General features: G+C 69.3%; 31 protein-coding genes. 16 read left to right on the top strand and 15 right to left on the bottom strand.

The window, feature by feature from the left end; genetic code table 11:
* Nucleotides 1-88 precede the first annotated feature (88 nt).
* From ACQP06_RS31690 to purH, 3 genes are all read left to right on the top strand, one after another.
* Entirely contained in the window at nucleotides 89-1,684 is a 1,596-nt protein-coding gene (locus ACQP06_RS31690) for a cell division protein PerM (RefSeq protein ID WP_433668519.1), read from the top strand.
* 103 nt (nucleotides 1,685-1,787) lie between these two features.
* Nucleotides 1,788-2,423 (top strand): phosphoribosylglycinamide formyltransferase, encoded by a 636-nt coding sequence (gene purN, locus ACQP06_RS31685; RefSeq protein WP_433668517.1) that lies wholly within the window; start codon nucleotides 1,788-1,790, stop codon nucleotides 2,421-2,423.
* Nucleotides 2,420-3,994 carry a bifunctional phosphoribosylaminoimidazolecarboxamide formyltransferase/IMP cyclohydrolase gene (purH, locus tag ACQP06_RS31680; RefSeq protein ID WP_433668515.1) on the top strand — a complete coding sequence of 525 codons (1,575 nt, stop codon included), beginning with the start codon at nucleotides 2,420-2,422 and terminating at the stop codon, nucleotides 3,992-3,994. Before purN ends, purH begins: the two co-directional genes overlap by 4 nt.
* Before the next feature lie 93 nt (nucleotides 3,995-4,087).
* On the opposite strand, the gene ACQP06_RS31675 is transcribed toward purH, so the two are convergent.
* Nucleotides 4,088-4,549 carry a hypothetical protein gene (locus ACQP06_RS31675; protein WP_433668513.1) on the bottom strand — a complete coding sequence of 154 codons (462 nt, stop codon included), beginning with the start codon at nucleotides 4,547-4,549 and terminating at the stop codon, nucleotides 4,088-4,090.
* Nucleotides 4,550-4,766: 217 nt separating this feature from the next.
* On the opposite strand from ACQP06_RS31675, the gene ACQP06_RS31670 reads away from it, so the two are divergent.
* Complete coding sequence (locus tag ACQP06_RS31670; protein WP_357092318.1) at nucleotides 4,767-5,327, top strand: LysM peptidoglycan-binding domain-containing protein; 561 nt, start codon at nucleotides 4,767-4,769, stop codon at nucleotides 5,325-5,327.
* Nucleotides 5,328-5,479: 152 nt separating this feature from the next.
* Here ACQP06_RS31670 and rpsR read toward each other — a convergent pair whose 3' ends face one another.
* Genes rpsR through rpmB form a run of 4 tightly spaced genes read right to left on the bottom strand, consistent with a single transcriptional unit; the run spans nucleotide 5,480 to nucleotide 6,492 of the window.
* A complete protein-coding gene (rpsR, locus tag ACQP06_RS31665; RefSeq protein WP_357092315.1) occupies nucleotides 5,480-5,734 on the bottom strand; it encodes a 30S ribosomal protein S18 in 255 nt (84 codons plus the stop codon).
* Between the two features lie 33 nt (nucleotides 5,735-5,767).
* Nucleotides 5,768-6,073, bottom strand: coding sequence for a 30S ribosomal protein S14 (gene rpsN / locus ACQP06_RS31660; protein WP_433668510.1), 306 nt, complete (start codon nucleotides 6,071-6,073; stop codon nucleotides 5,768-5,770).
* A 1-nt stretch (nucleotide 6,074) separates the two neighbouring features.
* The gene (rpmG, locus tag ACQP06_RS31655) at nucleotides 6,075-6,245 is read right to left on the bottom strand and encodes a 50S ribosomal protein L33 (RefSeq protein ID WP_067710392.1); all 171 of its coding nucleotides are present in this window, start codon (nucleotides 6,243-6,245) and stop codon (nucleotides 6,075-6,077) included.
* Between the two features lie 10 nt (nucleotides 6,246-6,255).
* Nucleotides 6,256-6,492 carry a 50S ribosomal protein L28 gene (gene rpmB, locus ACQP06_RS31650; RefSeq protein WP_357092309.1) on the bottom strand — a complete coding sequence of 79 codons (237 nt, stop codon included), beginning with the start codon at nucleotides 6,490-6,492 and terminating at the stop codon, nucleotides 6,256-6,258.
* Nucleotides 6,493-6,603: 111 nt separating this feature from the next.
* Here rpmB and mrf point away from each other — a divergent pair, with 111 nt between their 5' ends.
* Together mrf and rpmF are read left to right on the top strand one after the other, a co-directional pair.
* Entirely contained in the window at nucleotides 6,604-7,899 is a 1,296-nt protein-coding gene (gene mrf, locus ACQP06_RS31645; protein ID WP_433668508.1) for a ribosome hibernation factor-recruiting GTPase MRF, read from the top strand.
* Nucleotides 7,899-8,072 carry a 50S ribosomal protein L32 gene (gene rpmF, locus ACQP06_RS31640; protein WP_357092303.1) on the top strand — a complete coding sequence of 58 codons (174 nt, stop codon included), beginning with the start codon at nucleotides 7,899-7,901 and terminating at the stop codon, nucleotides 8,070-8,072. Before mrf ends, rpmF begins: the two co-directional genes overlap by 1 nt.
* A 112-nt stretch (nucleotides 8,073-8,184) precedes the next feature.
* Here the strand turns inward: rpmF and ACQP06_RS31635 are convergent, their stop codons facing one another.
* Together ACQP06_RS31635 and ACQP06_RS31630 are read right to left on the bottom strand one after the other, a co-directional pair.
* A complete protein-coding gene (locus tag ACQP06_RS31635; protein WP_357092301.1) occupies nucleotides 8,185-8,409 on the bottom strand; it encodes a hypothetical protein in 225 nt (74 codons plus the stop codon).
* Between the two features lie 291 nt (nucleotides 8,410-8,700).
* On the bottom strand, nucleotides 8,701-9,729 hold the full coding sequence (locus ACQP06_RS31630; protein ID WP_433668506.1) for a glycoside hydrolase domain-containing protein: 1,029 nt from the start codon (nucleotides 9,727-9,729) through the stop codon (nucleotides 8,701-8,703).
* Between the two features lie 131 nt (nucleotides 9,730-9,860).
* Here ACQP06_RS31630 and ACQP06_RS31625 point away from each other — a divergent pair, with 131 nt between their 5' ends.
* A complete protein-coding gene (locus ACQP06_RS31625; RefSeq protein ID WP_433668504.1) occupies nucleotides 9,861-10,646 on the top strand; it encodes a VOC family protein in 786 nt (261 codons plus the stop codon).
* A gap of 6 nt (nucleotides 10,647-10,652) precedes the next feature.
* Here the strand turns inward: ACQP06_RS31625 and ACQP06_RS31620 are convergent, their stop codons facing one another.
* The 5 genes from ACQP06_RS31620 to ACQP06_RS31600 are packed head-to-tail and all read right to left on the bottom strand — an operon-like array spanning nucleotide 10,653 to nucleotide 16,270.
* A complete protein-coding gene (locus ACQP06_RS31620) occupies nucleotides 10,653-11,489 on the bottom strand; it encodes an MHYT domain-containing protein (RefSeq protein ID WP_433668502.1) in 837 nt (278 codons plus the stop codon).
* Between the two features lie 46 nt (nucleotides 11,490-11,535).
* Complete coding sequence (locus ACQP06_RS31615; protein WP_433668500.1) at nucleotides 11,536-12,231, bottom strand: GTP-binding protein; 696 nt, start codon at nucleotides 12,229-12,231, stop codon at nucleotides 11,536-11,538.
* Nucleotides 12,212-12,589 carry a DUF742 domain-containing protein gene (locus tag ACQP06_RS31610; RefSeq protein WP_357092287.1) on the bottom strand — a complete coding sequence of 126 codons (378 nt, stop codon included), beginning with the start codon at nucleotides 12,587-12,589 and terminating at the stop codon, nucleotides 12,212-12,214. Before ACQP06_RS31610 ends, ACQP06_RS31615 begins: the two co-directional genes overlap by 20 nt.
* Nucleotides 12,590-12,620: 31 nt before the next feature.
* A complete protein-coding gene (locus ACQP06_RS31605; protein WP_213559341.1) occupies nucleotides 12,621-13,028 on the bottom strand; it encodes a roadblock/LC7 domain-containing protein in 408 nt (135 codons plus the stop codon).
* Entirely contained in the window at nucleotides 13,025-16,270 is a 3,246-nt protein-coding gene (locus tag ACQP06_RS31600; RefSeq protein ID WP_433668499.1) for an ATP-binding protein, read from the bottom strand. Before ACQP06_RS31600 ends, ACQP06_RS31605 begins: the two co-directional genes overlap by 4 nt.
* A 331-nt stretch (nucleotides 16,271-16,601) precedes the next feature.
* Here ACQP06_RS31600 and ACQP06_RS31595 point away from each other — a divergent pair, with 331 nt between their 5' ends.
* The 9 genes from ACQP06_RS31595 (at nucleotide 16,602) to ACQP06_RS31555 (ending at nucleotide 25,074) form a co-directional block, all read left to right on the top strand.
* Entirely contained in the window at nucleotides 16,602-17,291 is a 690-nt protein-coding gene (locus ACQP06_RS31595) for a response regulator transcription factor (RefSeq protein ID WP_357092281.1), read from the top strand.
* A gap of 89 nt (nucleotides 17,292-17,380) precedes the next feature.
* Nucleotides 17,381-18,766, top strand: a complete 1,386-nt coding sequence (locus ACQP06_RS31590) for a HAMP domain-containing sensor histidine kinase (protein WP_357280877.1) — start codon at nucleotides 17,381-17,383, stop codon at nucleotides 18,764-18,766.
* 712 nt (nucleotides 18,767-19,478) lie between these two features.
* Nucleotides 19,479-20,885 (top strand): S1C family serine protease, encoded by a 1,407-nt coding sequence (locus ACQP06_RS31585; protein WP_433673489.1) that lies wholly within the window; start codon nucleotides 19,479-19,481, stop codon nucleotides 20,883-20,885.
* Nucleotides 20,886-20,983: 98 nt separating this feature from the next.
* Nucleotides 20,984-21,478, top strand: a complete 495-nt coding sequence (locus ACQP06_RS31580) for a MogA/MoaB family molybdenum cofactor biosynthesis protein (protein ID WP_357280873.1) — start codon at nucleotides 20,984-20,986, stop codon at nucleotides 21,476-21,478.
* On the top strand, nucleotides 21,475-21,693 hold the full coding sequence (locus tag ACQP06_RS31575) for a hypothetical protein (RefSeq protein WP_379092717.1): 219 nt from the start codon (nucleotides 21,475-21,477) through the stop codon (nucleotides 21,691-21,693). The genes ACQP06_RS31580 and ACQP06_RS31575 overlap by 4 nt, the downstream gene beginning before the upstream one ends.
* A gap of 247 nt (nucleotides 21,694-21,940) precedes the next feature.
* A complete protein-coding gene (locus ACQP06_RS31570) occupies nucleotides 21,941-22,615 on the top strand; it encodes an MspA family porin (RefSeq protein ID WP_379279415.1) in 675 nt (224 codons plus the stop codon).
* A gap of 64 nt (nucleotides 22,616-22,679) precedes the next feature.
* Complete coding sequence (locus ACQP06_RS31565; protein WP_433668496.1) at nucleotides 22,680-23,351, top strand: MspA family porin; 672 nt, start codon at nucleotides 22,680-22,682, stop codon at nucleotides 23,349-23,351.
* A gap of 299 nt (nucleotides 23,352-23,650) precedes the next feature.
* Nucleotides 23,651-24,331, top strand: a complete 681-nt coding sequence (locus tag ACQP06_RS31560) for an MspA family porin (RefSeq protein ID WP_379280686.1) — start codon at nucleotides 23,651-23,653, stop codon at nucleotides 24,329-24,331.
* A 62-nt stretch (nucleotides 24,332-24,393) separates the two neighbouring features.
* Nucleotides 24,394-25,074 carry an MspA family porin gene (locus ACQP06_RS31555; protein ID WP_379092729.1) on the top strand — a complete coding sequence of 227 codons (681 nt, stop codon included), beginning with the start codon at nucleotides 24,394-24,396 and terminating at the stop codon, nucleotides 25,072-25,074.
* Between the two features lie 88 nt (nucleotides 25,075-25,162).
* Here the strand turns inward: ACQP06_RS31555 and mscL are convergent, their stop codons facing one another.
* The 3 genes from mscL to ACQP06_RS31540 form a co-directional block, all read right to left on the bottom strand.
* Nucleotides 25,163-25,564 (bottom strand): large conductance mechanosensitive channel protein MscL, encoded by a 402-nt coding sequence (gene mscL, locus ACQP06_RS31550; RefSeq protein WP_433668493.1) that lies wholly within the window; start codon nucleotides 25,562-25,564, stop codon nucleotides 25,163-25,165.
* Between the two features lie 81 nt (nucleotides 25,565-25,645).
* The gene (locus ACQP06_RS31545; protein WP_433668491.1) at nucleotides 25,646-26,293 is read right to left on the bottom strand and encodes an SAF domain-containing protein; all 648 of its coding nucleotides are present in this window, start codon (nucleotides 26,291-26,293) and stop codon (nucleotides 25,646-25,648) included.
* A gap of 87 nt (nucleotides 26,294-26,380) precedes the next feature.
* Nucleotides 26,381-26,695 (bottom strand): FmdB family zinc ribbon protein, encoded by a 315-nt coding sequence (locus ACQP06_RS31540; RefSeq protein WP_433668490.1) that lies wholly within the window; start codon nucleotides 26,693-26,695, stop codon nucleotides 26,381-26,383.
* Between the last annotated feature and the right edge of the window lie 60 nt (nucleotides 26,696-26,755).

Here is a 26,755-nt window from a genome sequence, read left to right as displayed (position 1 = left end):
CCGACCGGGGGCCGTTCTCTTTGCCCGCGCGCCGCTTCCCGGCGCGCCTGACCCTACGGTTTCCGAGATGCTGCCACGCTGGTTGTCCATGAGTGCCCCGAGAACTGCCCTGGCTCGCCTGAGCGACCCCGATCTGCGGGCGCCGCGGCGGCCGCCGGCGCAGCGGGGCGGGGGCGACGGCGGGGGATTCGGTTCGCTCACCCCGGAATTCGCGCGGGTCCTGATGCTGGTGGCGGCGCGGGCGTCGGCCATCACGCTGCTGATCATCTTCATCCTGGTGTACGCGGCGCTGTTCGCGGCGGGCGGCGGCATGGGCGGCTCGTCCGGGGTGATCGCCGCGAGCTGGCTTGCGGTGCATCAGGTTCCGCTGGTCATCGGCAAGACCGGGATCGGCCTGTGGCCGCTGCTGCCGACCCTCTTGATGCTGTGGCTGGTGGCCCGCGACAGCGCCCAGGCCGCCGACTCCGACTGTGAGATCCGTGATCTGGGCTGGGTGCTGGGCGCGGCCGTGGGCGGTCCGCTGCTGATCACCGCGGTCTGCCTGGCGGTGGCCGAGGACGCGGCGGCCCTGGTGCCGCTGCAGCCGCCGGACACCCTGGCCGCGTTCGCCTGGGTGGCCTGGCTGAACCTGCTGGCTGCCATGGCCGGTATCGGGTCGCGCCGCTGGCGCGAGTTCGCGGAGCTGCTGCCGATTCCGCTGCCGGACTGGGTGGTTCCCGGCGCCCGGGCGGGTGCGCTGGCCGCGGGCCGGCTGCTGGCCGCCGCAGCGGTACTGACCTTGGTGTCGTTCCTGGCGCACTGGTCCCGGATCGGCGACACCTATCACGCGGCCGCCGGAACCGTCTCCGGCGCAGTGGGTTTGACGCTGCTGTCGCTGGCCTACCTGCCGAATTTCGCGGTCGACGGGGTGAGCCTGCTGGTCGGCGGGCAGGTCCGGATCGGCCCGGGATCGTTGAGCCTGTTCGCGATCGACGGCGCGCCGGTGCCCGCGGTGCCGGTGGCGGCCGCGGTGCCGTCGGGTCCGGTGGCGCTGTGGTGGCTGGTGCTCTTGCTGGCGCCCGCGGCGATCGGTGTGCTGTCGGGGCTGGAATGCGGGCGCACCTCCCGGGATCGGGCGAGCGCGCCCTGGGCGACATTGACCGCCGCCGGGGTCGCGGCCGTGGCCATGGCACTGCTGGGCGCGCTGGCCGGTGGCGAGCTCGGGACCTTCGGCCGGATCGGCCCGACCGCGCTGAGCGCGGTGCTGGTGTTCGTGTGGTTCGCGGTCGCGGGATACGTGGGCCTGCTCGGTGCGCGCTGGTTCGGCGGCCCGGCCGCGGCGCCCGCTGTCGCGAACGACGAATACGCGGACGGCGAGTACGACGACTACGCGGACGACGGCTACGAGTACGCGGACGACGAGTACGAGGACGACTACGCCGAAGGCGAGTACGCCGACGACGACTACGACGACGAGTACGACGACTACGACGACGAGCTCGGCGAGGACGCCCCCGCCGCCGCGTCCGCCGCCGGCCGCCACACCGAGAGCGGCTGGTACGACGACGAGGATCTCGACGGCGCCCTGGACGGCGAACTGGTCGACGACCAGGACGACGACGGGCCCGGCGGCGGTGTGAAATCCGCCGACAACCCCGACATCGTCGACGCGGAAGTGGTAGAGGGAGACCTGCCGGACAAGTAGCCGGTGCACGGTCGTTAGGCTGTTGGTCGGCGGATAGCTTCCCGCTGTCCCTTCCCCGCCCCGATCGACAGGGAGTAGTGCGCTGACGTCCACGCCCGCCCCGATGTTGCCGCCGACCGCACCCGCGTCCGTCGTGGTGCTCGCCTCCGGCACCGGATCCCTGCTGCGTTCCCTGCTGGAAGCGACCCGGCAGCCGGGCTACCCGGCGCAGGTGGTCGCCGTGGGCGTGGATCGCGACTGTGCCGCCCTGGAGCACGCCGAGGCGTTCGACGTCTCCTCGTTCAAGGTCGCGCTGGGCGAGTTCGCCGATCGCGCCGAATGGGATCGGGCGCTGACCGAGATCGTGGCGGCCTTCGCGCCCGATCTGGTGGTGTCGGCGGGCTTCATGAAGATCCTGGGCCCGGCTTTCATGGACCGTTTCGGCGGTCGCATCATCAATACCCATCCCGCGCTGCTGCCCGCGTTCCCGGGTGCGCACGGGGTGCGGGACGCGCTCGCCTACGGCGTGCGGGTGACCGGTTCGACCGTGCACCTGGTCGATTCGGGCATCGACACCGGGCCGATCCTGGCGCAGGAGGCGGTCACCGTGCTGCCCGATGACGACGAGGCGACCCTGCACGAGCGCATCAAGGTCGTGGAGCGCCGGCTGCTGGCGGAGACCGTCGCCGCCGTCGCTACCCGAGGCATTGTCTCCGATGGACGAAAGGCAGTTATCCCAGATGAGCGAGTTCTCCGGTGAGTGAACGCAAGCCGATCAAGCGGGCCCTCGTAAGCGTCTACGACAAGACTGGGCTGATCGAACTGGCCACGGGTCTTCACCAGGCGGGCGTGGAGCTGGTCTCCACCGGTTCGACCGCCGGCAAGATCGCCGACGCCGGCATTCCGGTCACCAAAGTCGAAGACCTGACCGGTTTCCCGGAGACCCTGGACGGCCGGGTCAAGACGCTGCACCCCCGCGTGCACGCCGGCATCCTGGCCGACACCCGCAAGGAAGAGCACGTCGACCAGCTGGTCGAGCTCGGTGTCGAGGCCTTCCAGCTCGTCGTGGTGAACCTGTACCCGTTCACCCAGACCGTGGCCTCGGGCGCGAGCGTCGACGAGTGCGTGGAGCAGATCGACATCGGCGGTCCGTCCATGGTGCGCGCCGCCGCGAAGAACCACCCGTCGGTCGCGGTGGTCGTCAACACCGGTGACTACGCCGAGGTGATCGCCGCCGTGGCGCAGGGTGGTTTCACCCTCGCCGAGCGGACCGCCCTGGCCGCCAAGGCTTTCCAGCACACCGCCACCTACGACGTGGCCGTCGCGAGCTGGATGACCGGTGTGGCGGTTCCGGCCGTAGCGCCGGAATCCGCTGCCGCGCAGCAGTTCCCGGAGTGGATCGGCGGCACCTGGCAGCGCGAGGACGTGCTGCGCTACGGTGAGAACCCGCATCAGGCGGCCGCGCTGTACACCAGCCAGGGCGGCCCGCGCGGGCTGGCGCAGGCGCGGCAGTTGCACGGCAAGGAGATGTCGTACAACAACTACACCGACGCGGACGCCGCCTGGCGCGCCGCCTACGACTTCGACGCCCCGGCCGTGGCGGTCATCAAGCACGCCAACCCGTGCGGCATCGCGGTCGGCGCGGATATCGCCGAGGCGCACCGCAAGGCGCACGCCACCGACCCGGTCTCCGCGTACGGCGGCGTGATCGCGGCCAACCGTGAGGTCTCGGTCGAGATGGCCGAGCAGGTCGCCGAGATCTTCACCGAGGTCGTGGTGGCCCCGTCCTACGCCGACGGCGCGGTGGAGGTGCTGGCGCGCAAGAAGAACGTGCGCGTGCTGGTGGCCGATCCGGCCCAGCGCAAGGGCGCGGAGCTGCGTCCGGTCAGCGGCGGTGCGCTGCTGCAGGACCGCGACATCCTCGACGCCGAGGGTGACAGCGCCGCCAACTGGACCCTCGCGGCGGGCGAGGCGGCCGACGAGGCCACCCTGCGTGACCTCGAATTCGCTTGGCGCGCTTGCCGTGCCGTGAAGTCCAACGCCATCCTGCTGGCCGATGACGGCGCGGCCGTGGGCGTCGGCATGGGTCAGGTCAACCGGGTCGACTCCTGCAAGCTGGCGGTGGAGCGGGCCGGCGAGCGGGCCAAGGGTTCGGTGGCCGCGTCCGACGCGTTCTTCCCGTTCTCGGACGGCCCGCAGATCCTGGTGGCGGCGGGCGTGCGCGCCATCGTGCACCCGGGCGGTTCCATCCGCGACAAGGACACCATCGACCTGTGCCGTGAGGCCGGAGTCACCTTGTACCTCACCGGATCTCGCCACTTCGCGCACTGAGCGCGAGTCGGCGGTGACGCGGTAGCGGTACCACGAGATCGGGACAGGGCCCGGATCGCATACGCGGTCCGGGCCCTGTCGCGTCCGCGGGATCTACGTGGCGCTCAATACTTTCCGGTCGCCGAGCGGCGATTTCAGCTGCACCTCGAGGGTGCCGAAGACCGCGATCATGGTGCACATCCGGCCGACGGCGTCGGCGCGGGTGCCCGAGCGCAGGTCCACGGTGACGGTGGACGAGGTCTCCTTCACGCTCGCGTCCACGCCGTAGCACTCGGGGGAGCCGGTCTGGAAGTTGACCGCGATCTTGTCGGGGGCGACGCGGGTCCAGCTGTCGAACGAAATGCCGTGCGGGCTCACGATGGTCGGGTCGGCGGTGAACTCGCGTCCGATTTGTCCGTTCGTGGCTTCGGTGGGCGTGGCGGCGGTGGTGGTCGCGCCGGTGCTGCTGGAGGAGGTGCCGCCGCTGTCGCCGGAGCTCCCGCAGGCGGTGAGGCCGATCCCGATGAGAGTGGCTGCGGCGGCAGCGATCAGGCGGCGTGCCCGTGTCCCGTACATGGCTGACACCCTAATGTCCTGCGACCGCACGACCGGTCCGGAGCGCCGTGTAAGCCCAGCCGGCGAATTTCTGGCGAAGACACGCCGAAATCTTCGCAGAACCGGCGCGTAACGATGCGGTGACGGGGGCGGAGTCGGTACTGTCGTCCCCAGATGTGCGAATGCAGTTCCGCGACATCGTCTTATCTCATGTTCCCCCCTCCCGAAAGGACGCACCGTGGGCGACTCGTTGAAGGTTGGCGAAGAACTCGGTCGTGGTCAGTCGCTGCAAGGCGGCGCGTACACCCTGACTCTGCAAGATGATGGCAACCTGGTGCTGTCCGACCCGAGCGGCAAGGTCGAATGGGCTTCCGGCACCAACGGTCAGGGCGTCGTGAAGGCGACCCTGCAGGATGACGGCAACTTCGTCCTCTACAAGGAGGACGGCGCCGCTTGGTCCACCGAGACCAATGGCAAGAGCGCGGACCGCCTGGTCGTGCAGGCCGACCGCAATGTCGTGCTGTACGGCTCCGACGGCGGCTCGCTGTGGTCGTCGGGCACCAACACCGACAACCCGCTCCCCGCTCCGGAGCCGGTCCAGACCCAGGCCGCCGCGGTCGAGGAAGTCCCCCCGCCGCCGCCCGCCGCCCAGACCTACACCGTCGAGCCGGGTGACACCCTGTGGGCCATCGCCGAGCGCTTCTACGGCGACGGCAACCGCTACCAGGAGATCGCCAACGCCTCCGGTGTCGACAACCCGGACCTGATTCAGCCCGGCCAGGTGCTGACCATCCCGTAATCGCGGCGCCGCCACGACATACGTGAAGAGGCCCCCGAGTGCGGATGCACTCGGGGGCCTTGTTCGCGCTGTTGGGGTTTCAGGGGCGAATGCCCCTGAGAGTTCCGAGAGTTGTTTCAACTCTTGGGCTTTCGCCCCGCGGAGGTCGCGCGCTACCGGCTCGTGAAAGGCAGCAAAGCCATTTCGCGCGCGTTCTTGACGGCCACCGCCACCTGGCGCTGCTGCTGCGGGGTCAGTCCCGTGACGCGGCGGCTGCGGATCTTGCCGCGGTCGGAGATGAACGTGCGGAGCAGGTTCACGTCCTTGTAGTCGACGGTCTCGACGCCGGCCGCGATGAGGGGGTTCTTCTTCGGACGGCGGGCTTGCTCGGCCCGCATCTTCTTCGACGGTGCTCGCTTCACTGCCATGTCAGCGGTTCCTCACTCACGAATCGTGGATGCTTACCAGCTCGATTTGTGCACACCGGGCAGCTCTCCTCGATGGGCCATCGCGCGAACGCGCACACGCGAGAGACCGAACTTGCGGAGATGGCCACGCGGGCGTCCGTCCGCGGCGTCCCGATTGCGCAATCGTACCGGACTGGCATCGCGCGGCAGTTTCTGTAAGGCGGTCTGCGCGGCCACCCGTTCGGCGTGGTCGGTGGTCGGTTTGCGGATGATCTCCTTCAGTTCCGCGCGACGCTCGGCCCAGCGTTCCACGATCAGTTTGCGCTGCTCGTTCTTGGCGATCTTGGACTTCTTCGCCATGTCACCGGTCCTCGCGGAAGTCGACGTGCTTGCGGACGACCGGGTCGTACTTCTTCAGGACCATGCGGTCCGGGTCATTGCGCCGGTTCTTGCGGGTGACGTAGGTGTAGCCGGTCCCGGCCGTGGACTTCAGTTTGATGACGGGCCGGATATCGGTCGACTTCGATGCCATCTTCTCCCTCTCAGATCTTCTGGCCGCTCGCGCGCAGCCGGGCGACGACCGCCTCGATGCCGTCGCGGTCGATGGTCTTGATGCCCTTGGCGGAGACGGTCAGCGTGATGCGCCGGTCCTCGCTGGGTAGGTAGTAGGTCTTGCGCTGGATATTGGGGTCCCAGCGCCGGTTCGTCCGCTTGTGCGAGTGCGATACGGACTTGCCGAAGCCCGGCTTGCGACCGGTGACCTGGCAGATGGCCGACATGAGCACTCCCTTCCAGAGTTCAATGGTTATGACAACCGTTTTCGACAACGAGCGTATTCCACGGTACCGTCACTCCTCGGTAATTGAAAATCATTGTCGAAAGGGGGACCGGTGGCGTCCCAACGCAAGCCTGTGCTCGCCCTCGCGGGACTCCCCGGACGCGCGGCCGACGGCGTCGAACGGGCGGCCCGCCTGCTGGGCGAGAAGCCGGGCACCGTCGTGGTGCGGCACGATCTGAGCGAGCTGCGCCAGGGCGTGGTGCGCCGGACCGTCCGGATCGACGGCCGCGAGACCGTCACCGTGCTGGAACTCGCGCACGGCTGCGTCTCCTGCACACTGCGCGCCGATCTGCTGCCCTACCTGTGCCTGCTGGCCGAACGGGATTCGGTGCGGCGCATCGTGCTCGCGCTGGACCCGGCCTTCGAGGCGGAAGCGGTGTGCCAGGCCATCGATGACGTGGTGGTCACCGGCGTGGTCGGTCGCGTCGATGGACCGGCCGGCGGCTCCGTGCGGATCGATTCCGTGCTGACCTGCATCGACGCGCGTGACTGGCTGGCCGACGCGACCGGCGACGAGACGCTGTACGAGCGCGGCCACGCCACCGTCGAGGACGAGCGCACCGTGGCCCAGCTGGCCGTCGGCCAGGCCGAATTCGCCGATGCCCTCCTGGTTTTCGATTCCGGAGCCGATCTCGTGGACCGTGAGCGCGCGAGCGCGGTGCTGGCCAGGCTGGCCCCGCGCGCGCCGATCGGGTGGGTGGCCGAGCCCGCCGCGCTGGATGTCGACGATCTGAACTGGCTGCTGCGCCGGGTACCGGTCGATGCGCGCCGCGGCGCGCCCTTCGATCCGCACGCCTCGCTGCTCGCCGGTGCGCCTCCGCTGGAGCCGGATTGCGGTGTGGCACTGGTCGAATTCGCCACCGACCGGCCCTTTCATCCCGATCGACTGCATACGGCCATCGACGTGCTACTGGACGGTGTGGTGAGCGCGCGCGGCCGGGCGTGGCTGGCGACGCAGCCCGACGAGGTGGTGTGGCTGGAATCGGCGGGCGGTGGGCTGCGAGTCGGCGGCGCGGGAAAGTGGCTGGCGGCCATGACGTCCCGCGAACTGGACGAGGTGGATCCGGAGCGCCGCGCGTTGGCGTCGCTGCGCTGGCACGAGCGCTTCGGCGACCGCCACACCTCCCTGGTGATCCTGGTCGCCGACGCCGATCCCGAGGAGATCCGGCACGCGCTGCACTGGGCGCTGGTGGACGAGGACGAACTGCGTCAGGTGCGATTCGCCCCGGAGCGGGTCGCGCTGTGGGCCGACCCGTTCGGCGACCAGCACGAGGAGCCGTGCGATACCCGGCCCGACGATGCGCGCGTGCGCAATCAGACTTCGACAACAGGTGAGGAGAACCGATAATGGCCGTTCCGAAGCGCAGGATGTCGCGCGCGAACACCCACAGCCGCCGCTCGCAGTGGAAGGCGAGCCCGCCGGATCTGGTGCCGGTCACGGTAGGGGGAGTGGTGCGTATGGTGCCGCGGAGGCTGCTGCGAGCCGTCGAACGCGGACTGATCGATCCCGGGAAACTCTGACCATCGGTCCCGGGAAACGCTGAGTCTCAGGGAAACTGCGGGTGGTGGGGGTTCGGGGGCTTGGCCCCCCGAACCTCTCCACTGCTGCGGGTCCGGGTTTCCCCGGGGTCCGTCAGCCCTCCTTCGCGGCCAGGTCCACCAGGGTGGCGGCGAGACGGAAGTACTTGTTCTTGCCGAGTTCGGCGATGGTCTTCACACCGAGCGCCTCGAGCAGCTGGGCGTCGTGCTTCTCGGTGAGTCCGGCGAGTGCCGACGGCGGCGCGGCCAGGATGTCGTCGAGAGACTTGGATTCGTAGGCCTTGTCGAGAGCTTTGTCGAGTACCACGTTGACGGCCACGAGAGCCTCCTTCGTCTGGAACTGGAACAAGAGAACGGACGAGCCCGACAATAGCCTTGAAGTTGCTGTCCCACCAGTGATCTGCTCGGGTGTTGCGGAGGCCCCGGTCACGGGTGGACTTTTCGCGAGGGTGCGAAAAAGTCTTCCTAAAGTTGTGAAGTCGTGGCCTGGTGACGGTATTCTCGTGCCTTGAGGGCGGGTTCTTCTGATTACAGGAGAACCCGCTCATCGCCACTTCAGAGGCCGTTTCGGGTTCTTCCCCGACGGAGAGAATCCGACAATTCACCCAATCTAACTGTCGGATACGGCTTTCGGTGCCGGACTCGCCGAGGCTGGTCCATTCGCGGCCTTATCGCCGGAATGTCCGTTCGGTCCGGTTCCCCAGCCCGGCAACGGCACATCCGGCAGCAACTGCTCGAGCTTTGCCAGCTGATCGGCGAACGCGGTGGCGGGACCCTCGACGAGCGAGAACGGGAAGGGCCAGTGTCCCTTGCCCGCCACCCGCGCCAGTTCCTCCTTCAACTCGGCGGTGGTGGCTTCGAGTTCGCTGATCTCGGTGCGCAGTTCGTCGATCCGCGTGAGCGCGGCCGCCAGCCCGTCCACCACCGTCCGGTTGCGGCCCTGGGCATCGGTGCCCAGCTGCGGCCAGCCGTTGAGGCCGGGTCCGCGCAGCTGGATCTGGATGTCGTGCAATGCCGCGTCCTGTTCGGGTGTCAAGTCGGGTTCCTCCGTTTCCACATCCCACTGGCCGAAATCGATTCGGTCGGTTTGGTTCACATCGCATTCCACGCCGTCGACGATCACCTGCTCGCCGTTCTGGTAGATCGCGATCCGCGGATCCACCCGCCCGCCCGACCAGGCCACGGTCTGCCACGCCCAGGTCGCCGTCCCGGCGTCCAGCGCTCGGCTCACCGGCCAATACCCGCCGTAGATACCGACATTCGAGCGTCCGAGGACACTCGCCGCGCCGTCCAGATAGGCGTCGATCGGCACTTGCTGCTGCGGGGTGGCGTCGAAATCCGCGGAGAAGTAGATCGGCCGATCCGCCCGACCGCCGCAGCGCAGCATCTGCGCCAGCGCGGCGCGCGCGTCGGTGACGCCCGCGCCGTAGCCGTCCAGCATGCGGGCGGCGGTGGTCTCCCAGTTGGCGACGATGGAAATCCCGTGTGCGCGCAGGTCATCCGCTTCGGCGGGGGTGAGCAGCTTGCCCGGCAGCGAGGGGCCGCCCTCGGACAGGTAGCGAACCACGAAGTCGTAGCCGTTGGCCGTGATGGCACTCGGCGCGGGCCGACCTGCGGCGTAGTCCAGCCCGAAACGCATGACTCCCACTGTAATTCGACGGCGGCGCCGCCGGGAGCCGAATCCGAACCATCGCGGCGATCGATCGAGAGTGGTTGACTGGGGGCGCTTTGTGAGGTGCGTCACTGATGAGCGAGAACGGAGATTCGTAAATGCCTGTACGCGACGAGGCGTGGCCGCCCGGAACACCGTGTTGGGTCGACTGTCAGGTCGACGATCCGGAAAAGGCCGGCGAGTTCTACGCCGGACTGTTCGGCTGGGACATGCAAGGCGGCGGGGAGGAGTCGGGCGGCTACCTGATGGCGCTGCGGGACGGCCGCGCGGTGGCTGGCATCGGGCCCAAACCCGAGGCCGGGGTGCCCTCGGTGTGGACCACGTACTTCGCCGTGCCCGACGCCGACGCCTGCGCGCGGCAGGTGACCGCGGCGGGCGGCCGCCTGCTGGTGCCCGCCTTCGACGTGATGGAGTTCGGCCGCATGTTCGTGGCCGCCGACGCCGCCGGCGCGCCTTTCGCGGTGTGGGAGGCCCGCGCCCACGACGGCGCGGCGGTGTACAACGAGCACGGCGCCTACGTCTGGAACGACTTGCACACCGGCGATTTCGAGGCCGCGAAGTCGTTCTACGCGGCGGTCTTCGGCTTCGCCTTCGCCGAATTCGACGACGAGACAACGCGATACGCCACCTTCACCCCGCCCGGCGGGACCGGCTCGGTCGGCGGCATCAACGACGACAGCGTGAACGGCGTCGCCCCCGCCCAGCCCTACTGGCTGACCTGGTTCCAGTCCGAGGACATCGATTCCGGCCTCACCCGCGCCGTGGAACTGGGCGCGACCGTCCTCATGTCCGCCACCGACGGACCATTCGGCCGGATGGCCATCATGGCCGCGCCCCAGGGCGAGCTGTTCGGTCTGCTGGATCCCCGGGACGTGCCGCGCTAGTGCGGGTCAGAGCGCCGATTCCGGCCGGCGCGCACCCTGCTGCTGCGACGCGGCGTGCTGCGAGGCCGCCTGCAGCGACGTGCTGTGCGCGACCGCCGGATCGGGGGTCGCCATCGGGGCGCGGGCTTCGCGCCGATCCGGGGCGACCAGGATGGCGGTGATCGGAATCGCCAGCGACAGCGTGCCGATGATGAAGAACGGCACGAAGAAGGTGAACAGCACGTTCCCCTGCGGCGCGGGCGCGTTCGGGTCCACGTGCACCTGCAGGCCGGTCAGTCCGGCGTAATGCATGCTGGTCACCAGGACCGCGTACACCACCGCGCCGGCCAGCACCATCGGCACCGAACCGACCCACAGGCTGAACCACAGGGTCAGCGCGGACAGCACGAACGCGATCGCGTACACCGCGACGGTGGACACCAGGCCGCGGTCCGCGGTGCCCTGGATCCGGATGGCGCCCAGCAGCAGCTGGTGCACGTCGCCGATCCCGAAGGCCATCACGGCCGCCGCGACCAGCAGCCGCCACCACACCAGCGTCTTGCCGGTGATCAGCAGCGCCAGGAACACGGTGATCGCCGACAGCACCGAGAACAGCGTGATCGACAGGTTGTCGTAGCGCAGCTGGGTGCCGCGCACGTCGAAACCGAGCATGGAGACGAACACCGGCATCGCGACCCCGACGCCGCCGATCGACACCGCCGCCACGAAGAGCCATACGATCCGGAACTTCTGGGTCACCGACTTGGTGGACTGCCGAATGCACGCCAGCCCGCAGGCCGCACCCGCGAACGACACGATCACCGCCAGCGCGAGCACCCAGTAGCCCATCGAGAAGTAGATCATCCAGACACCTCTGTCCTTCGTAAGCCCGAACCCGGATGGGCGAACGTCAGCCGCGCTGCGCGGTTTCGCGCTGCGCCACCGTCAGCCGTTCGATCGCGTATTCGGTGACCGCGGCCAGCGACCGCCGCACCTCGACCGGGTCACGCGCGTCGATGTCCACGATCGGCACGCCCTCGCGGACGCTGAGCGCCTCGCGCAGTTCGGCGACCGGGAAGCGTGGCGCGTCCGGGAAGCGGTTGACCGCGATCAGGAACGGCAGCGACTTGGCCTCGAAGAAGTCCACGGCCGCGAAGCTGTCCTCGATGCGGCGGGTGTCGACCAGCACGACCGCGCCGATGGCGCCCTTGATCAGGTCGTCCCACATGAACCAGAACCGCCGCTGCCCGGGCGTGCCGAACAGGTACAGCACCAGGTTGCCGGGCAGGATGATGCGCCCGAAATCCATGGCCACGGTGGTGGTTTCCTTGCCGGGCGTGGCGGCGAGGTCGTCGACCCCGTCCGAGTAGCCGGTCACCATGGCCTCGGTGCGCAGCGGCACGATCTCGGAGACCGCGCCGACGAAGGTGGTCTTGCCCGCGCCGAATCCGCCCGCCACGACGATCTTGGTCGACGCGGTGCGCGACTCCTCGCCCGGCCGCGGCGGGTACTGCAGCCCCGGGTTCGGGAACTGCCCGGTCGTGTACGCCGGCCCCCCGTGCGGGCCGGCGGGGTAGCCTCCGCCGTTATAGGGCGCGGAGTCCATGCAGGGTCCTCTCCATCAGGGAGCGGCGCTCGTCGAAGGTCGCCTGATCGCTCAAAGTCGAATGCACACGCAGGGTTCCGGCGACCACCAGATCGCCGATGACGACCCGGACCATGCCCAGCGGACGGCCCAGGTGCGCCGCGATCTCGGCGACCGAGAGCCGGGCCGTGCCCAGCCGCAGGATCTCGGTGCGCACGTCGCCGGCGGGCCAGTCGAAGTGGGCGGTGTAGGACAGGGTTTCGACGACCGCTTCCAGCGGTAGCTCGACCGCCGGCTCGGTACGGCCGGAGGTCAAGGCGTAGGGGCGAACTCGGGTGGTCGGTGGCCGGTTACCGCCACCGCCATGAGGATTGGTCATTTGCGGCTCATCTAGGCAGTGTTCGACTCATCTAGGCAGTGCGGGCGGTGGCCGAGACGACGGAGCCGACCCGGTCGACCAGGAGGGCCATCTCGTAGCCGATGCGGCCGATGTCGTGCTGCTTGTTGGCCAGCACCGCCAGGTGCGAGCCATTGCCGACACTCATGACCAGCAGGTAGCCGCGCTGCATCTCCACGATGGACTGCATCACCTTGCCGCCCTCGAAAAGCTGTGCGGCGCCGGCGGACAGGCTGGCCAGACCGGCCGTCACCGCGGCCAGCTGCTCACCGCGGTCGGACGGCAGGTGCGGGCTGGTGGCCTGCAGCAGACCGTCCGCGGAGACCAGCACGGCGTGCGAGACCCCGGGCACCTCCTTGGTGAAGCGGGTGACCAGCCAGTTCAGATTCTCATCCGTTGTGGTGCTCTGGGTGTCGGTCATGCATGCCCTCCGTCGTTGTACTGGGAGTCGACCCGCCCGGAGTGGACGCCGCTGAGATGCCTGCTGAGGCTGTTGCGGATCTCTTCCGGGTCACGGCCGGTACCGTCGTCCTCCTGGGCCACCGCGCCCGGCACCAGCTGGGCGCCGGGCCGCCGAATCGGCAGGCCGCCTTCGGTACGACTGTTTGTGGTCGGGTTGGCCGCGTCCTCGGCCGCGGCCCAGCCGACGTCCGAAGTCGACGACCAGGCGGCGCCGGTCTGCTGCCCGTCGGCCGGTTCCACCAGCCACTCGGAGACCATGCGCTGGTAGATCGGGGTCGGAGCACCCTCGACCGGACGCAGGCCGGTCTGCGGCGCGGCCGGACGCGATCCGGCGGGTGCGGCCTCGTTGCCGCGCGCGGCGTCATTGCCGCGAATAGCGTTGTCGCCGCCTCGAACAGCGGCTTCGCCGATGTCGCCGACGCTCACGCTGCCGGGGCCGGCGGTGGGCGGGAGCGTGGGGCGGTCGTTGTCGCCGAAGGCGCTGAAACCGTTGCCGAAGTAGCTGCCGGTGTCCGGGCCGTTGGGGTTCTCGACGTAGCCGCCGTTGCGGGTGTTGGTGATCGGCGCGGTCGGAGTGAAGGTCTCCCGTGCCGGCGGCGTGAAGGGCTCGGGCGCCGGGGTGAAGGGCTCGGGCGCCTGCGCGACGGGCTCGGGCGCCGGAACGAGGCGCTCGGGCACCTGGGCGACCCGCTGCGGCATCGGCGTGACCTGCTGGGGCGCGACCCGCTGGGGGAGCGGGGCGACCGTTTCCGCGGCCGGGGCGATCGGCTCCGGCACGTAACCGGCCGATTCCTCGGTGTCCGGCTCGGACCCGGCGGCCTGCTCGGAAACCGTGCTGTGCTCGGCCGATTCCGCGGACTCGGCGGCCTCGCCCCAGAAGCTCATGGGGGCGGGCCCCTGCGACGCCGCGGGTTCGGGCCGGACGGCGCTCGCGCCGTAGGCCCGGGCGTCGTCGGGGGAGAAGGCGTCGGTGAATCCGTCGGAGAAGCGATCGGCCTGCGGCTGCGGCGGTTCCGGGAACGCGGGGACGATCGGGTGCTCACCGGTATCGGTGCCGGGCTTGCGCTGCGGCAGGCCGGAACTGGTGGTCGGGAAGCGGCCGGTCGGGGGTTCGGGCAGGTTCGGCACCGGCGTCAGCCGCGGCGGGTTGACCACCGGGTTCGGTCCGGTGATCGGTCCGACGGGCGGCGGAATCTGTCCCGGCGCCGGCGGAATCGGTCCGGAGGCGGCCGGAATCGGGCCCGAGGCGAGGGCCGCGGCCGGGATCGGCCCGGAGGCCAGGGCCGACGGCGGCATGGGCAGGGCCGTGGCCACCGGGTACTGACCGGTCGGGTCGCCGAGGCGTTCCGGCGCGGGCGAGACCAGGCTGCCCGGCAGGTGCACGCTGGCGGTGATGCCCGGCTGCTGCACCATGGCGGAGGTGCGGCGCAGGCTCACCGTGATGTGGTGCCGCTTGGCCAGGCGGCCGACGACGAAAAGACCCATCCGGCGCGCGGTCTCGACATTGACCTCGCCACCGGAGGCCAGACGGTCGTTGATGCCCTGCAGGTCGTCGGCGTTCATGCCGAGGCCGCGGTCGGTGATCTCGATCAGGTAGCCGCCGTCCACCGCGCGCGCCACCGACACCGCGACCGGCGTGGTGGGCGGGGAGTAGCGCAGCGCGTTGTCGATCAGCTCGGCCAGCAGGTGCTCGATGTCGACGGCGGGCTCACCGGCCACGATGCCGTCGGGCACGGTGCCGATCTCGACGCGCTGGTAGTCCTCCACCTGGGAGACCGAGGACCACAGCATGTCCGACAGCGGCACCGGCGCGAGATGGCCACGGCGCAGCGCGGTTCCGGCCAGCACGAGCAGGTTGTCGCCGTTGCGGCGCATGCGGGTGGCGAGGTGGTCGAGGCGGAACAGCGACTGCAGGCGCTCGGAGTCGTCCTCGTCGCGCTCGAGTTCCTCGATCAGCGACAGCTGCTGCTCCACGAGGGATTGGCTGCGGCGCGAGAGGGTTTCGAACATGTTGCCGATCTGCAGGCGCAGTCGCGCCTGTTCGGCGGCCAGGTGGAGCGCCTGGGAGTGGATGTCGTCGACGGCTCGGGCCAGCTGCCCGATCTCCTCGGTGGTGTGCACGTCGACCGGCGAGATCTCCGGGGTCGCGCCGCCGGCGCGCACCACCTCGAGTTCCTGCGGCAGGTCGATGTGGGCCACCTGCAAGGCGTCTCGCCGCAGGCGGCGGACCGGCACGACCAGCGAGCGGGCCACCACCAGCGCCAGCGCGAGACCGGCCAGCAGCATGCCGATCACGATGGAGGTGTCACGCAGCACGTTGTTGCGCGCCTCGGTGGTGAGCTCGGACAGCTTGGCGCCCATGGTGCCCGCGACGGTCGCGACCTCGGAGGCGTAGGCGTCCGCGCTGCCGCGCAGCGAGTCCTGCATGGCGGGCAGGGTGCCCGGGTCGGGCACGTTCTGCATCAGGATGCCGACGCGGGCGCCGGCATTGTCCTTCAGCGTGTTCGCGTTCTGCGCCGATTCCGGCGCCATGCCGCGGTACACCTCGATCATGGTGATCTCGGCGCCGATGGCGGTGAGCAGCTTGGTCCGCAGCGCGGGGTTGGCGCCGGCGCCCGGCACCGCGAGCATGACGCGCTCCTGGGTGAGCAGGCGCGAGGCGGTCAGGGCGGCGCCGAACTGCAGGAAGGACTGCTGCACCCGGAGGTCGCCGACGGTGGGCGCGCCCGCGAGCGAGTTCTGCGCCCGGGTCTGCACCTCGTCGGCCTGATCGCCGATGGTCTGGGGGGAGCTGGTGCGCAGGCTGTTGCGCATGGTCTTCGCGACCGCCATGGCGGTGCTCAGTTCCTTCACGACGCCGGGGTCGGCGTTGGAGGACTTGAGCGCGGTCTCCAGTTCGGCCTGGGCCTGGTCGAACTTGGCGGTGGCGGCGTCGAGGTCGGCGTCCACGTCCTGGTTGCCGCCGACGATGGCGGCGACCGCGAGTTCATTGGTGCTGGTGAGGAATTTGACCGTGGGGCGGAGCACGTCCATCTGCTCCGAGGCCGCGCTCAGTTTGGAGATGGTCTGCAATTCGCTGTTGATGCGCAGTACCGCGAAGGTCGCGGCGAGAAGCACCGGGAGCACCAGCACGATGCCGACCTTGCGGGTAACGGGCCAGTTGGACAGGCTGAATTGCCACGACCGGGGTGCTGCTTCCATCCCGCTTCCGTCGCCTCCGCTTTCACGATTGACCCCCGGGTACGTATGCGGTTGTACGGCTTTGGGGTCGAGCCCGCGCAGAACCAACTAAGGGTCTTCTTTTCCGGCCTGCAACATACCGCGTGAGCTGAGTAACGGCAATTCGGAGGACGTAGTGTATAAGCCTCCGAATGCGGGCTTGCCACAACGGCTTTCGCGTCGAATTAGGTGACACTGCAACCACTCAGCATCGGCCGTTCGTAAAACACGCAGGTCATCTGCCTCACCCCCCCGGCGTGTCGGAGGGGCCCTTCTCAGTGGACTCTCAGTCGTTGTGGGCAGACTGGTGGCCATGCGCATTCTGGTAGTCGACGACGACCGCGCGGTTCGTGAATCGCTGCGTCGCTCGCTGACCTTCAACGGGTACACCGTCGACCTCGCCGTCGACGGTCTGGACGCCCTGGAGAAGACCGCCAGTCAGCGACCCGACGCCCTGGTCCTGGACGTCATGATGCCCCGGCTGGACGGGCTCGAGGTGTGCCGCCGGCTGCGCAGCACCGGCGACGATCTGCCGATTCTGGTACTCACCGCACGGGATTCGGTGTCCGAGCGGGTCGCCGGGCTGGACGCCGGCGCCGACGACTACCTACCCAAGCCCTTCGCGCTGGAGGAACTGCTGGCCCGGCTGCGCGCCCTGCTGCGCCGCACCGCCGGCGACCCGGTCGACGCCTCCTCCGAGGCCATGTCCTTCGCCGACCTCTCGCTCGACCCCGTCACCCGCGAGGTCACCCGCGGCGAACGCCCGATCAGCCTCACCCGCACCGAGTTCTCGCTGCTGGAAATGCTGATGGCCAACCCGCGCCGGGTGCTCACCCGCAGCCGCATCCTGGAGGAGGTGTGGGGCTACGACTTCCCCACCTCCGGCAACGCGCTCGAGGTGTACATCGGCTACCTGCGCCGCAAGACCGAGGCCGACGGTGAGCCGCGGCTCATCCACACCGTGCGCGGCGTCGGCTACGTGCTGCGCGAGACTCCTCCGTAGGCAGGGCGCTCGTGGGTAGAACGGTTCCCCGGCGGACGGCGGTCGCCGGACTCGGATCGCGGACGGAGAACGACGGACTTCGGCCGCCGATGCCGCTGACCCGTTCGGTGTCGCTGCGCTGGCGGGTGACGCTGCTGGCCGCCTCGGTGGTCGCCGTCGCCGTCGCCTTCACCTCCATCGCCGCCTACGCCATGGTGGCCCGGTCGCTGTACGCCGACGTGGACTCGCAGCTGCGGGCCCGCGCCTCGGTGATGATCGACAACAACCTCGACAGCCTCGGCTTCCAGTCGCTGGTGTTCGCGGGGCTGTACTCCAGCGATGTCGGGGTGGCGCTGGTGTTCGCGGACCAGTCGCAGTACGTGCCGCCGCAGACCACGATTCCGCCGATCGGCAATCAGGAACGGCAGGTGGCCCGCGGCGAGATCGGGTTCTCGCTGCGCACCGTCGACGATCAGCGGGTGCTGGCCCGCCGCACCCACTCCGGGTCCACGCTGGTGGTGTCGCAGCGGCTGCAACCCACCAAGGAAGTCCTGGACCGGCTGGCCTGGCTGTTGTTCGTGGTCGGCGGCTGCGGGGTCATCGTGGCCGCGGCGGCCGGAACCACCGTGGGCCGCACCGGGTTGCGGCCCATCGCCCGGCTCACCGCCGCCACCGAACGCATCGCCCGCACCGACGACCTGACCCCCATCCCGGTCACCGGCGACGACGAACTGGCCCGGCTCACCGAGAGTTTCAACACCATGCTGCGCGCCCTCGGCGAATCCCGGGAACGGCAGCGCCGCCTGGTGGCCGACGCCGGCCATGAGCTGAAGACGCCACTGACCTCTTTGCGCACCAATATGGAACTGCTCATCGCCTCCTCGCGGCCGGGCGCGCCCCGCATCCCCGACGAGGACATGGCCGAACTGCGCTCGGACGTGATGGCCCAGATCGAGGAGTTGTCCACGCTGGTCGGCGATCTGGTCGACCTGGCCCGCGAGGACGCCCCGGAAACCGTGTACGAGCGCATCGACCTCGGCGAGATCGCCGAACGCGCGCTGGAGCGAGTCCGGCGGCGGCGCACCGGAATCGACTTCGAGGCCCAGCTGCGGCCCTGGTTCGTCTACGGCGACGAACCCGGCCTGGAACGCGCCCTGCTCAATGTCCTCGACAATGCCGCCAAGTGGAGTCCGGAGGGCGCGCAGGTGTTCGTCACCATGCGCGAGAACGGGCGCGGACTGCTCGAGTTCGCCGTCGACGACGCCGGGCCCGGCATCCCGCCCGCCGAACGCGAGCTGGTGTTCGAGCGCTTCTACCGCACCACGGCCTCGCGCTCCATGCCCGGCTCCGGGCTCGGCCTGGCCATCGTCAAGCAGGTGGTGACCAAACACGGTGGCACCATCAACATCGACACTTCCGACCGAGGGGGCGCGTTGATCCGTATCGTTCTGCCTGGAGAAAGCGCACCGCCCCTGCCCGCCGAGGCGGACAACTGAACCCGGAAAGCTCGGCGAAAAGCAAGCACGGTCTCAGTCCACTCTCAGTCGTTCCCGCCAGGCTTGGCGACGAGACTCGAGGAGAAAACGAGAAATGACCGAGGATTCGAACCAGCGGGGCACCGAGCCCGAAGGCCAGGCCGCCGACAACGCCGCCGCGGCCGGCGCACCCTCCGGGCCCGCCGACGGGCAGCCCGCCGGGTCCGACACCACCGCGTCGGGCCTGCCGAAGCGCGATCCCGCGGGCGCTCCCGCCGCCGACTCCTTCAACGGCTTCGCGCCCGCCGGCTCGGGCTCGGCTCCGGCTCCCGGCGCCTTCCCGCCCCCGGCGCAGCCCGGCCATCCCGGAGCGCCCGCGGCGGGTCCCGCGTCGAGCGCTCCCGGTACGCCCGGCGCGCCCGGTTTCGGTGCGGCGCAATCGTTCTCCGGCGGAGCCCCCCAGGCTCAGGGCGGCGATCCCCGGGTCGAGCAGCCCGCCGCGGGCGCGCAGCCGCCCGCCGGTGCACCGGCCTTCGGTGGTCCGGCCGGAACGGCGTACGGCGTTGCGGGGCAACCGGGTTCGGGTGCGGTCGATCCGGCCACCCAGGTGCTGCCCGGTGCGGCGCAGGCGGGTTTCGGCGCGCCGCAGGGCGGCCTCGCCTATGGGGCGGCTTTCGGTGGCGCACAGCCTTATTCGCAGCAGTACGGCGGTGGGAATCCGCCGGCCGGGGAGATTCCGGGCGGGGGTTACGGGCAGGCGTACGCGGCGTCGGGGGCCGGGTACGCGGCCGGGCAGCAGCCCGCGCCCGCCACGGGACAGCAGCCCGCAGCCGGGGCGGGGCAGTCGCCCTACGCCACGGGCCAGCAGCCCGCGTACGTGACGGGGCAGCAGTCGGCGTATTCGACGGGGCAGCTTCCCGCGTACGCGGCGGGTCCGCATCCGACGCAGGTGATTCCGGCCGTGCCCGGTGGTCCGGGTGGGCCCGGGGTGCCTGGTGCGCCGGGTTTCGCGTATGGCGGCGCACCGGGGCCGAAGCGGTCCGGCCGCACCGGTCTGGTCGCGGGCGCGGTCGTGCTGGCGCTGCTCAGCGGCGGTATCGGTGGCGCGGTGGGCGCGCTGGCCACGCACGGCAGCGATCACGGCACGGTCAGCAATGCGCTCGATCAGCCCGCGGGCAATGGCAAGGCCGCGCCCGCGCCGGAGGGTTCGGTGCAGGCGGTGGCGCAGAAGGTGCTCGCCAGCGTGGTCATGATCCGGGTCGCGGGCGCGCGGGCCGAGGGCGAGGGCTCCGGGGTGGTGCTGTCCTCGGACGGGCTGATCCTCACCAACAATCACGTGGTCAGCGGCGCGGGCCAGAACGCCAAGATGGATGTGGCGTTCAATGACGGCTCGACCGCCCCGGCCACCGTGGTGGGCGCGGACCCGGTGTCCGACATCGCGGTCATCCGGGTGACCGGCAAGTCGGATCTGAAGCCGATCGAGCTGGGTCAGTCCGGCAATCTGCAGGTGGGTCAGGGCGTGGTGGCGATCGGTTCGCCGCTGGGCCTGGCGGGCACGGTGACCAGCGGTATCGTCTCCTCGCTGAACCGCCCGGTCTCCACCAGTGGCGAGCCGGGTTCGCAGGGCACGGTCATCGACGCCATCCAGACCGACGCGGCCATCAACCCGGGCAATTCCGGCGGCGCGCTGGTCGATATGAACGGCAAGCTGGTCGGCATCAACACCGCCATCGCCACCATGGGCACCGCCGAGTCGGCGGGCGCGCAGAGCGGCTCGATCGGCCTGGGCTTCGCGATCCCGGTGGACACCGCGCGCCGCGTCGCCGACGAGCTGATCAAGAACGGCAAGGCCACCTACGCCCAGATCGGTGTGACCGTGCGGGCGCAGGACGATGTGAACGGCGCGCGCGTGATGGACGTGTCGCCCGACGGCCCGGCCGCCAAATCGGGCATCCCGAAGAACGCGATCATCACCAAGATCGACGACCAGATCGTGGACTCGGGCAATTCACTGATCGCCGGGGTGCGCTCGCACCGGCCCGGCGACAAGGTCAAGGTGACCTACACCGACGACCAGGGCAAGAACCCCAAGACCGTCGAGGTCACCCTCGGCGAAGCAGCCGCGGAGGGCGGACGATGAGCAACCGTGTCAATGGCAGGGAACCGGTACCGGCGATCCGTGTCACCTCCGACGGGGGATGGGAGCTGTTGTCGGACAAGGGCGCTACGGTGAGCACCATGGAAATCGATGCCGCTGTGGCGGGCCGTGCTCTTGTCGTGGTCGTCGACGATCGAACCGCCCATGGCGGAGTGGACTCGCTGGGTCCACTGGTCACCGAGCTACTCACCGAGGCCGGGTTCCTGGTGGACGCCTCGGTGTCGGTGTCGGCCGATGAGGTGGAGATCCGCAATGCCCTCAATACCGCGGTGATCGGTGGTGTCGACCTGGTCATCTCGGTCGGCGGCACCGGCATGTCCCCGCGTGACGTGACGCCGGAGGCCACCGAGGAGGTGCTGGACCGGGTGCTGCCCGGGATCAGCGAGGCGCTGCGGGCGTCGGGCCTGGCCTCGGGTTCGCTGGACGCGGGCCTGTCGCGCGGTCTGGCCGGGGTGTCCGGCAGCACGCTGGTGGTGAACCTGCCGGGTTCGCGCGCCGCGGTCCGGGATGGCATGGCCACCCTGGGCCCGCTGGCGAGCAAGGTCATCGATGAACTGTCCGGTCTGTCGGAATGACCGACGCCGACACACCTGATTCACCCGAGTCGCCCCGTCCGGCCGAGCGCCGGGCGGGGTCTCGTCGTTTGACACCCGCCGAACGCGCCCGGCTCGCGCGCGTCTTCGGCGACGAGCTGCCGTCCACGACCAAGGACGAGCGCACTCCCGAGCCGGATTCCGTTCAGTCCTCCGATGATTGGCTGCGCGCGCAGAAGCCGCCCCATCACGGTTGAGTCTCGTTCACATCACGGCTGCCGAGAATTAGCCCTATCTCGGAGGCTGTGATTTGACGCGCCCTATATCTTTTTGTTGCCAATCAGTAGCTGTTGTGGCTAAAGTCTCTTCCGGGTCGACAAAGCTACGGCTGAATAGAAAATGAGCAGCGCGCTTGATAGTTGCTCTAGCCGAGTTCTGTGCCGTAGCGGGCCCTCTTCAACCCCGGTGGTCGGGGTTGTCCGCAAAAAAACTGATGAGGGAACAATGAGCGAGAACCGGACTGCCGGTTTGCGTTGGACCGCGCGTGCCGCGGGCATCGGCGCAGCCGCCTCCGTGGCTTTCGGCCTACTGTCGACCGGCGCCGCCAACGCCGACACCTTCGTACCGTTGCCGGACGGTCAGAAGGTCGGAGCGGGCGTGACCATCAACCGTCTCGGCGAGCATGCCGTCATCTCGCCGTCGCTGTCGGCGAACGGCGCGGGCCGCACCGCCTGGCTCTCGGGCAAGGTCGTCGCCGACGTCACCGAGACCCCCGCGGGCACGGTCGGCCCGAACAACGGCCCGACCAACGGTCCGGGCACCAACAACTCCTCCACGCATGGCGCGTCGCAGGTCAACACCGGCTACATCATCGGCTGCCAGGTGAACATCGCCGACAACGCCATCTCCGCCGGCATCTCCGGCGGCGTGAGCCTGACCGGCGCGAACGCCGGCGGTTCCATCGGTCTGAACCTCGGCCCCGGCCAGGTGACCTTCCTCCAGATCAATTCCAAGGACGTCCTCGACGCGGGTCGCTACTCCATCGACTACAAGGATGTGCCGGTCGACGTGCAGGGCTGCGCGGGTTACGCCCAGGCGCGCGCCTACACCGTGGTCGAGATCATCGGTGACCACTACTCGAAGACCACCCTCTACGGGCAGCCGTTCAGCCTCGGCTGACGTGTGGTCAGACACCCGATTCATCTCTCGCGTAAGCGAATTCGACCCTAGAGGGAAAACCATCATGAACGTTCGCAAAACCATGGCGCGGGCCGCCGGGATCGGCGCCGTGGCCACCGCCGCCCTGGGCCTGTTCTCCACGGGTGCGGCCAATGCCGACACCTTCGTGCCGTTGCCGGGCGGCTCCATCACCGAGACCATGGACGACGGCACCATCGTCACCATCTCCATGACCGGCGAGTCGGCCAATATCAACCCGTCGCTGGGCGCGACCCCGCTGCACCGCAACGCCTGGGTCTCGGGCAGCGCGCGCGTCGAGCTGTCGGGCACCAACGGCAATGCCGGCGGCAAGATCGTCCCCGGTTACGTGGTCGGCTGCCAGGTCAACATCTCCGGCGGCGGCGCCAACGGCGGCCCGAGCGCGGGCGCCAACTACGACGGCTCGAGCCCGTCGGCCGGCGCGAATGTCGGCGGCAACCTGACCCTGGGCCCCGGCCAGTCGCAGGCGTTCTACGTCCTGGATCAGGAAGCGCCCGACGATTACGGCAGCGAGGCGCACTACAAGCGCAACAAGTTCTCGGGTAACTCCGGTTCGGTGACGTGGTCGGACGAGACCATCAACCTGAGCGGCTGCGGCGGCTACGCGCAGGCGCGCTCGTTCATCGCGGTTCAGGTCGAGACCGACCATGTGATCACCGCCTACACGCTGTGGGGTCAGCCCTTCAGTCTCGGCTGATCAGTTTCCGCTCAGCGGAATGCCAAGGGGCCCGGTGCGATTAGCACCGGGCCCCTTTTGCTATCCACGACTTTCTCTGCATACCTGCGGGTTTGTGTCGGCGAGTGGTCGATCCTGTTCGCTCACGTCTCAGAGGTCACAGCTGTGATGTAAAGTGCCCTGCGTCGCTACGAGAAAAGAATTTGTAACGAGTAACACAGTGGCAACAATGTGGCGACAAACTCAACCGGGGAATCCGCAAGGGTCCCTTTTCAACCTCGGTGGTCGAGGTTGATCGCAAGAACCTGATGAGGGGAAGTATGAGCGAGAACCGCACCCACGGTGTGCGTGCCGCGGCCCGTTTTGCGGGCATCGGCGCGGCCGCGGCCGTGGCCATCGGCCTTTTTTCCACTGGTGCCGCTAACGCTGACACCTTCGTGCCGTTGCCGGACGGCCAGAAGGTGAACCCGGCGGGCACCGTCACCATTACCCGGACGGGTGAGCACGCCATCGTGTCGCCGTCGCTCGCTGCCAACGGTGCCGGCCGTGTGGTGTGGGTGAGCGGCGCCGCCTCCGCGGTGGTCACCGAAACCCCCGAGGGCACAGTCGGTCCGAACAACGGTCCGGTCGGTATCCCCGGCAGCAACAACTCGTCCACCCACGGCACCTCGCAGATCAACACCGGCTACATCGTCGGCTGCCAGATCTCCATCGGTGAGGACGCGATCTCCGCCGGTGTCTCCGGCAGCATCAACCTCGACAGCGCGAGCATCGGTGGTTCGATCGGTGTCAACCTCGGCCCCGGCCAGGTGGCGTTCGTCCAGATCGACTACAAGGACATCACCAAGGCTGGCACCTACTCGGTCGAGTACCGGGACGCCGAGATCCAGATCCAGGGCTGCGCGGGCTACGCCCAGGCGCGTGCGTACACGGTCGTCGAGGTCATCGGCGATCACTACTCCAAGACCACCCTCTACGGCCAGCCGTTCAGCATCGGCTAAGTGGTCTCCGCCCGCCAAATCCTTTCTCGCGCAAGCGAACAAAATCTGAGGGACAACCAGATATGAACATCCGTAAGACAATGGCGCGGGTGGCCGGTGTCGGTGCCGTCGCCACCGCGGCCCTTGGCCTGTTCTCCACCGGTGCGGCCAATGCCGACACCTTCGTGCCGCTGCCGGGCGGCGAGCTCACCCAGACCCTGTCCGACGGCACCGTGGTCACGGTGAAGCTGGTCGGCGAGTCCGCCAACATCAGCCCGTCGCTGGGTGCCACCCCCGTGCACCGCAACGCCTGGGTCTCGGCGTCGGCGCAGGTCAACATCTCCGGCGACACCACCGCCACCGGCGGCAAGATCTACCCCGGTTATGTCGTGGGTTGCCAGGTCACCATCGACGGCGGCGGCGTCAGCGGTGGTGCTGAAGGCGGTGCGAGCTGGGACAGCAGTGGCAACGCCACTCCGACCGGCGGCGTGAACTCCGGCGCCAACCTGACCCTGGGTCCGGGTCAGGCCAAGTCGTTCTACATCCTCGACCTCGAGATGCCGGACGACTTCGGTCACGAAATCCACAAGAAGCGCAACGCTTTCAGTGGCACCAGCGGTTCGGTAACCTGGTCGGACGAGACCATCGGCCTGAACGGCTGTGGCGGTTACGCCCAGGCGCGCGCCTTCGTGAGCGTCGAGGTCGAGACCGACAACGTGATCAGCTGGGTCACCCTGTGGGGCCAGCCCTTCAGCCTCGGCTGATCCACACCCCGGTGTAATCCGAACGGGCCCGGCGCTTTTCGCGCCGGGCCCGTTCTGCGTTGTGGCGCAGGGGAGTTCGCTCCGCGGGTCAGAGCTCGTGCCGCCCGCCCGCGCTGCGCTCCGCGAGCAGGTCCCGGATCTCGCGCAGCAGTTCGTTGTCGGTGAGCGCGTCGTCCTCCTTGGCGCCCCACCTCTTCTTGGCCTTGTTGGCCGGGATGACGACGATAAAGTAGAGCAGCGCCGCGATGATGACGAAATCGATGCCCGCGGTGATGATCGGCCCGATCGCGATGAAGGTGGCGGGCTTGTCGGCCACCAGCTGGAAGCCCAGCCCGAGCTGATTGGTGCCGCCGAACACCGCGAGCAGTGGTGTCACGATGCCGTCGGTGAAGGCGGTGACGACCGCGACGAAGGCCGTGCCCATGACGACCGCCACGGCCAGGTCGACGATATTGCCGCGCATCAGAAAATCTTTGAAACCCTTGAGCATTGTCGAAACTCCTCTACACCTGAGGGATCGAACGCAGAGTTATGGGGATGTGAGGCGATGCTAGTTCACCGATGCGCCGGTTCAGTGGAACACGACCGTGAGCGCCGTTCGCAGCGAGGCGGCGGCCACCACGGTGGCGCGTCGGGAATCCAAAGCGACCAGCACCACCCGGTCCGTGCGCCCGCGGGCGCCGTCGGCCTGCGGGACCAGCACCACGGCCGCGTCGGCGGCCAATAGCCGTGCGGGACGGCCGGTCCCGCCGGTGTCCTCGCCCGCCACCACGTCGACCCGGTCGCCGGAGCGCAGGATCTCGGCAACGGCGTTGTCCGCCAGGCGAATCGGGACGATGCGCGCATCGGGGGAGCCGCCCGCCACGGCGGCCAGTCGCGGGCCCAGCACCCGCACCTCGGTGAGGATCTCCCCGGTCGTCAGCGCGGCGGCGAGGGTGGCCCCGCGCACCCGCGCGGCGTCGCGCACGGCTCCGGCCGGCAGGGTCGCGGTCTCCCGGTCGGCGGTGCGCAGATCGCCGTCGCCGAGCACCTGCCCGGGCGGCAGCTCCCGCGCGGCGACCAGCACGGGTATGCGGTCTGTGGATGGATCCGGGCGTACGGCCAGGAAGGCCGCCGCGATGAGCAACGCGACCGCCCCGGCCCGCCGCAGTAGCACCGAGTCCGCCCAGGTCAGGCGGCTACGGAACGCGTGCAGGAAAGCTCGATACGGTCGCGTCATGGGGGCAGCGTACGGTCGCCCCGGCACCGGCACGCCCGGGCCGGACCCGGGCTGTGGATAACGAAGAGCTTGTGGAGAAAGCTGGGATCAGGCCGCGGAGGTGCTGGAACCGCTGGACGACGGGGTCGAGGTGCTCGACGTGGTCGCGCTCGACGCGGTGGAGCTCGAGCCGCCGTTGTCCGACGAAGAGGACGACGGCTTGGCCGGCTCGGACGAGGTGGAGCCGTTGCGGCTGTCGGTGCGGTAGAAGCCGCTGCCCTTGAAGACGATGCCGACCGAGTTGAACAGCTTGCGCAGCTTGCCGTTGCAACGGTCACACGTGGTCAGTGCGTCATCGGAGAAGGACTGCACGATGTCGAACTTGTTGTCGCACTCGGTGCATGCATACGAGTAAGTAGGCATCGGGAAACCTCCACGCTCTTCGTCGAATTAGCACTCTACAGCTGGCAGTGCCAACGCTGC

This window comes from Nocardia sp. CA-136227, from assembly GCF_050955695.1.
GTDB lineage: Bacteria > Actinomycetota > Actinomycetes > Mycobacteriales > Mycobacteriaceae > Nocardia.
Note: the sequence above shows the minus strand (reverse complement) of the source record. Positions and strands in the feature narration are given on the sequence as shown.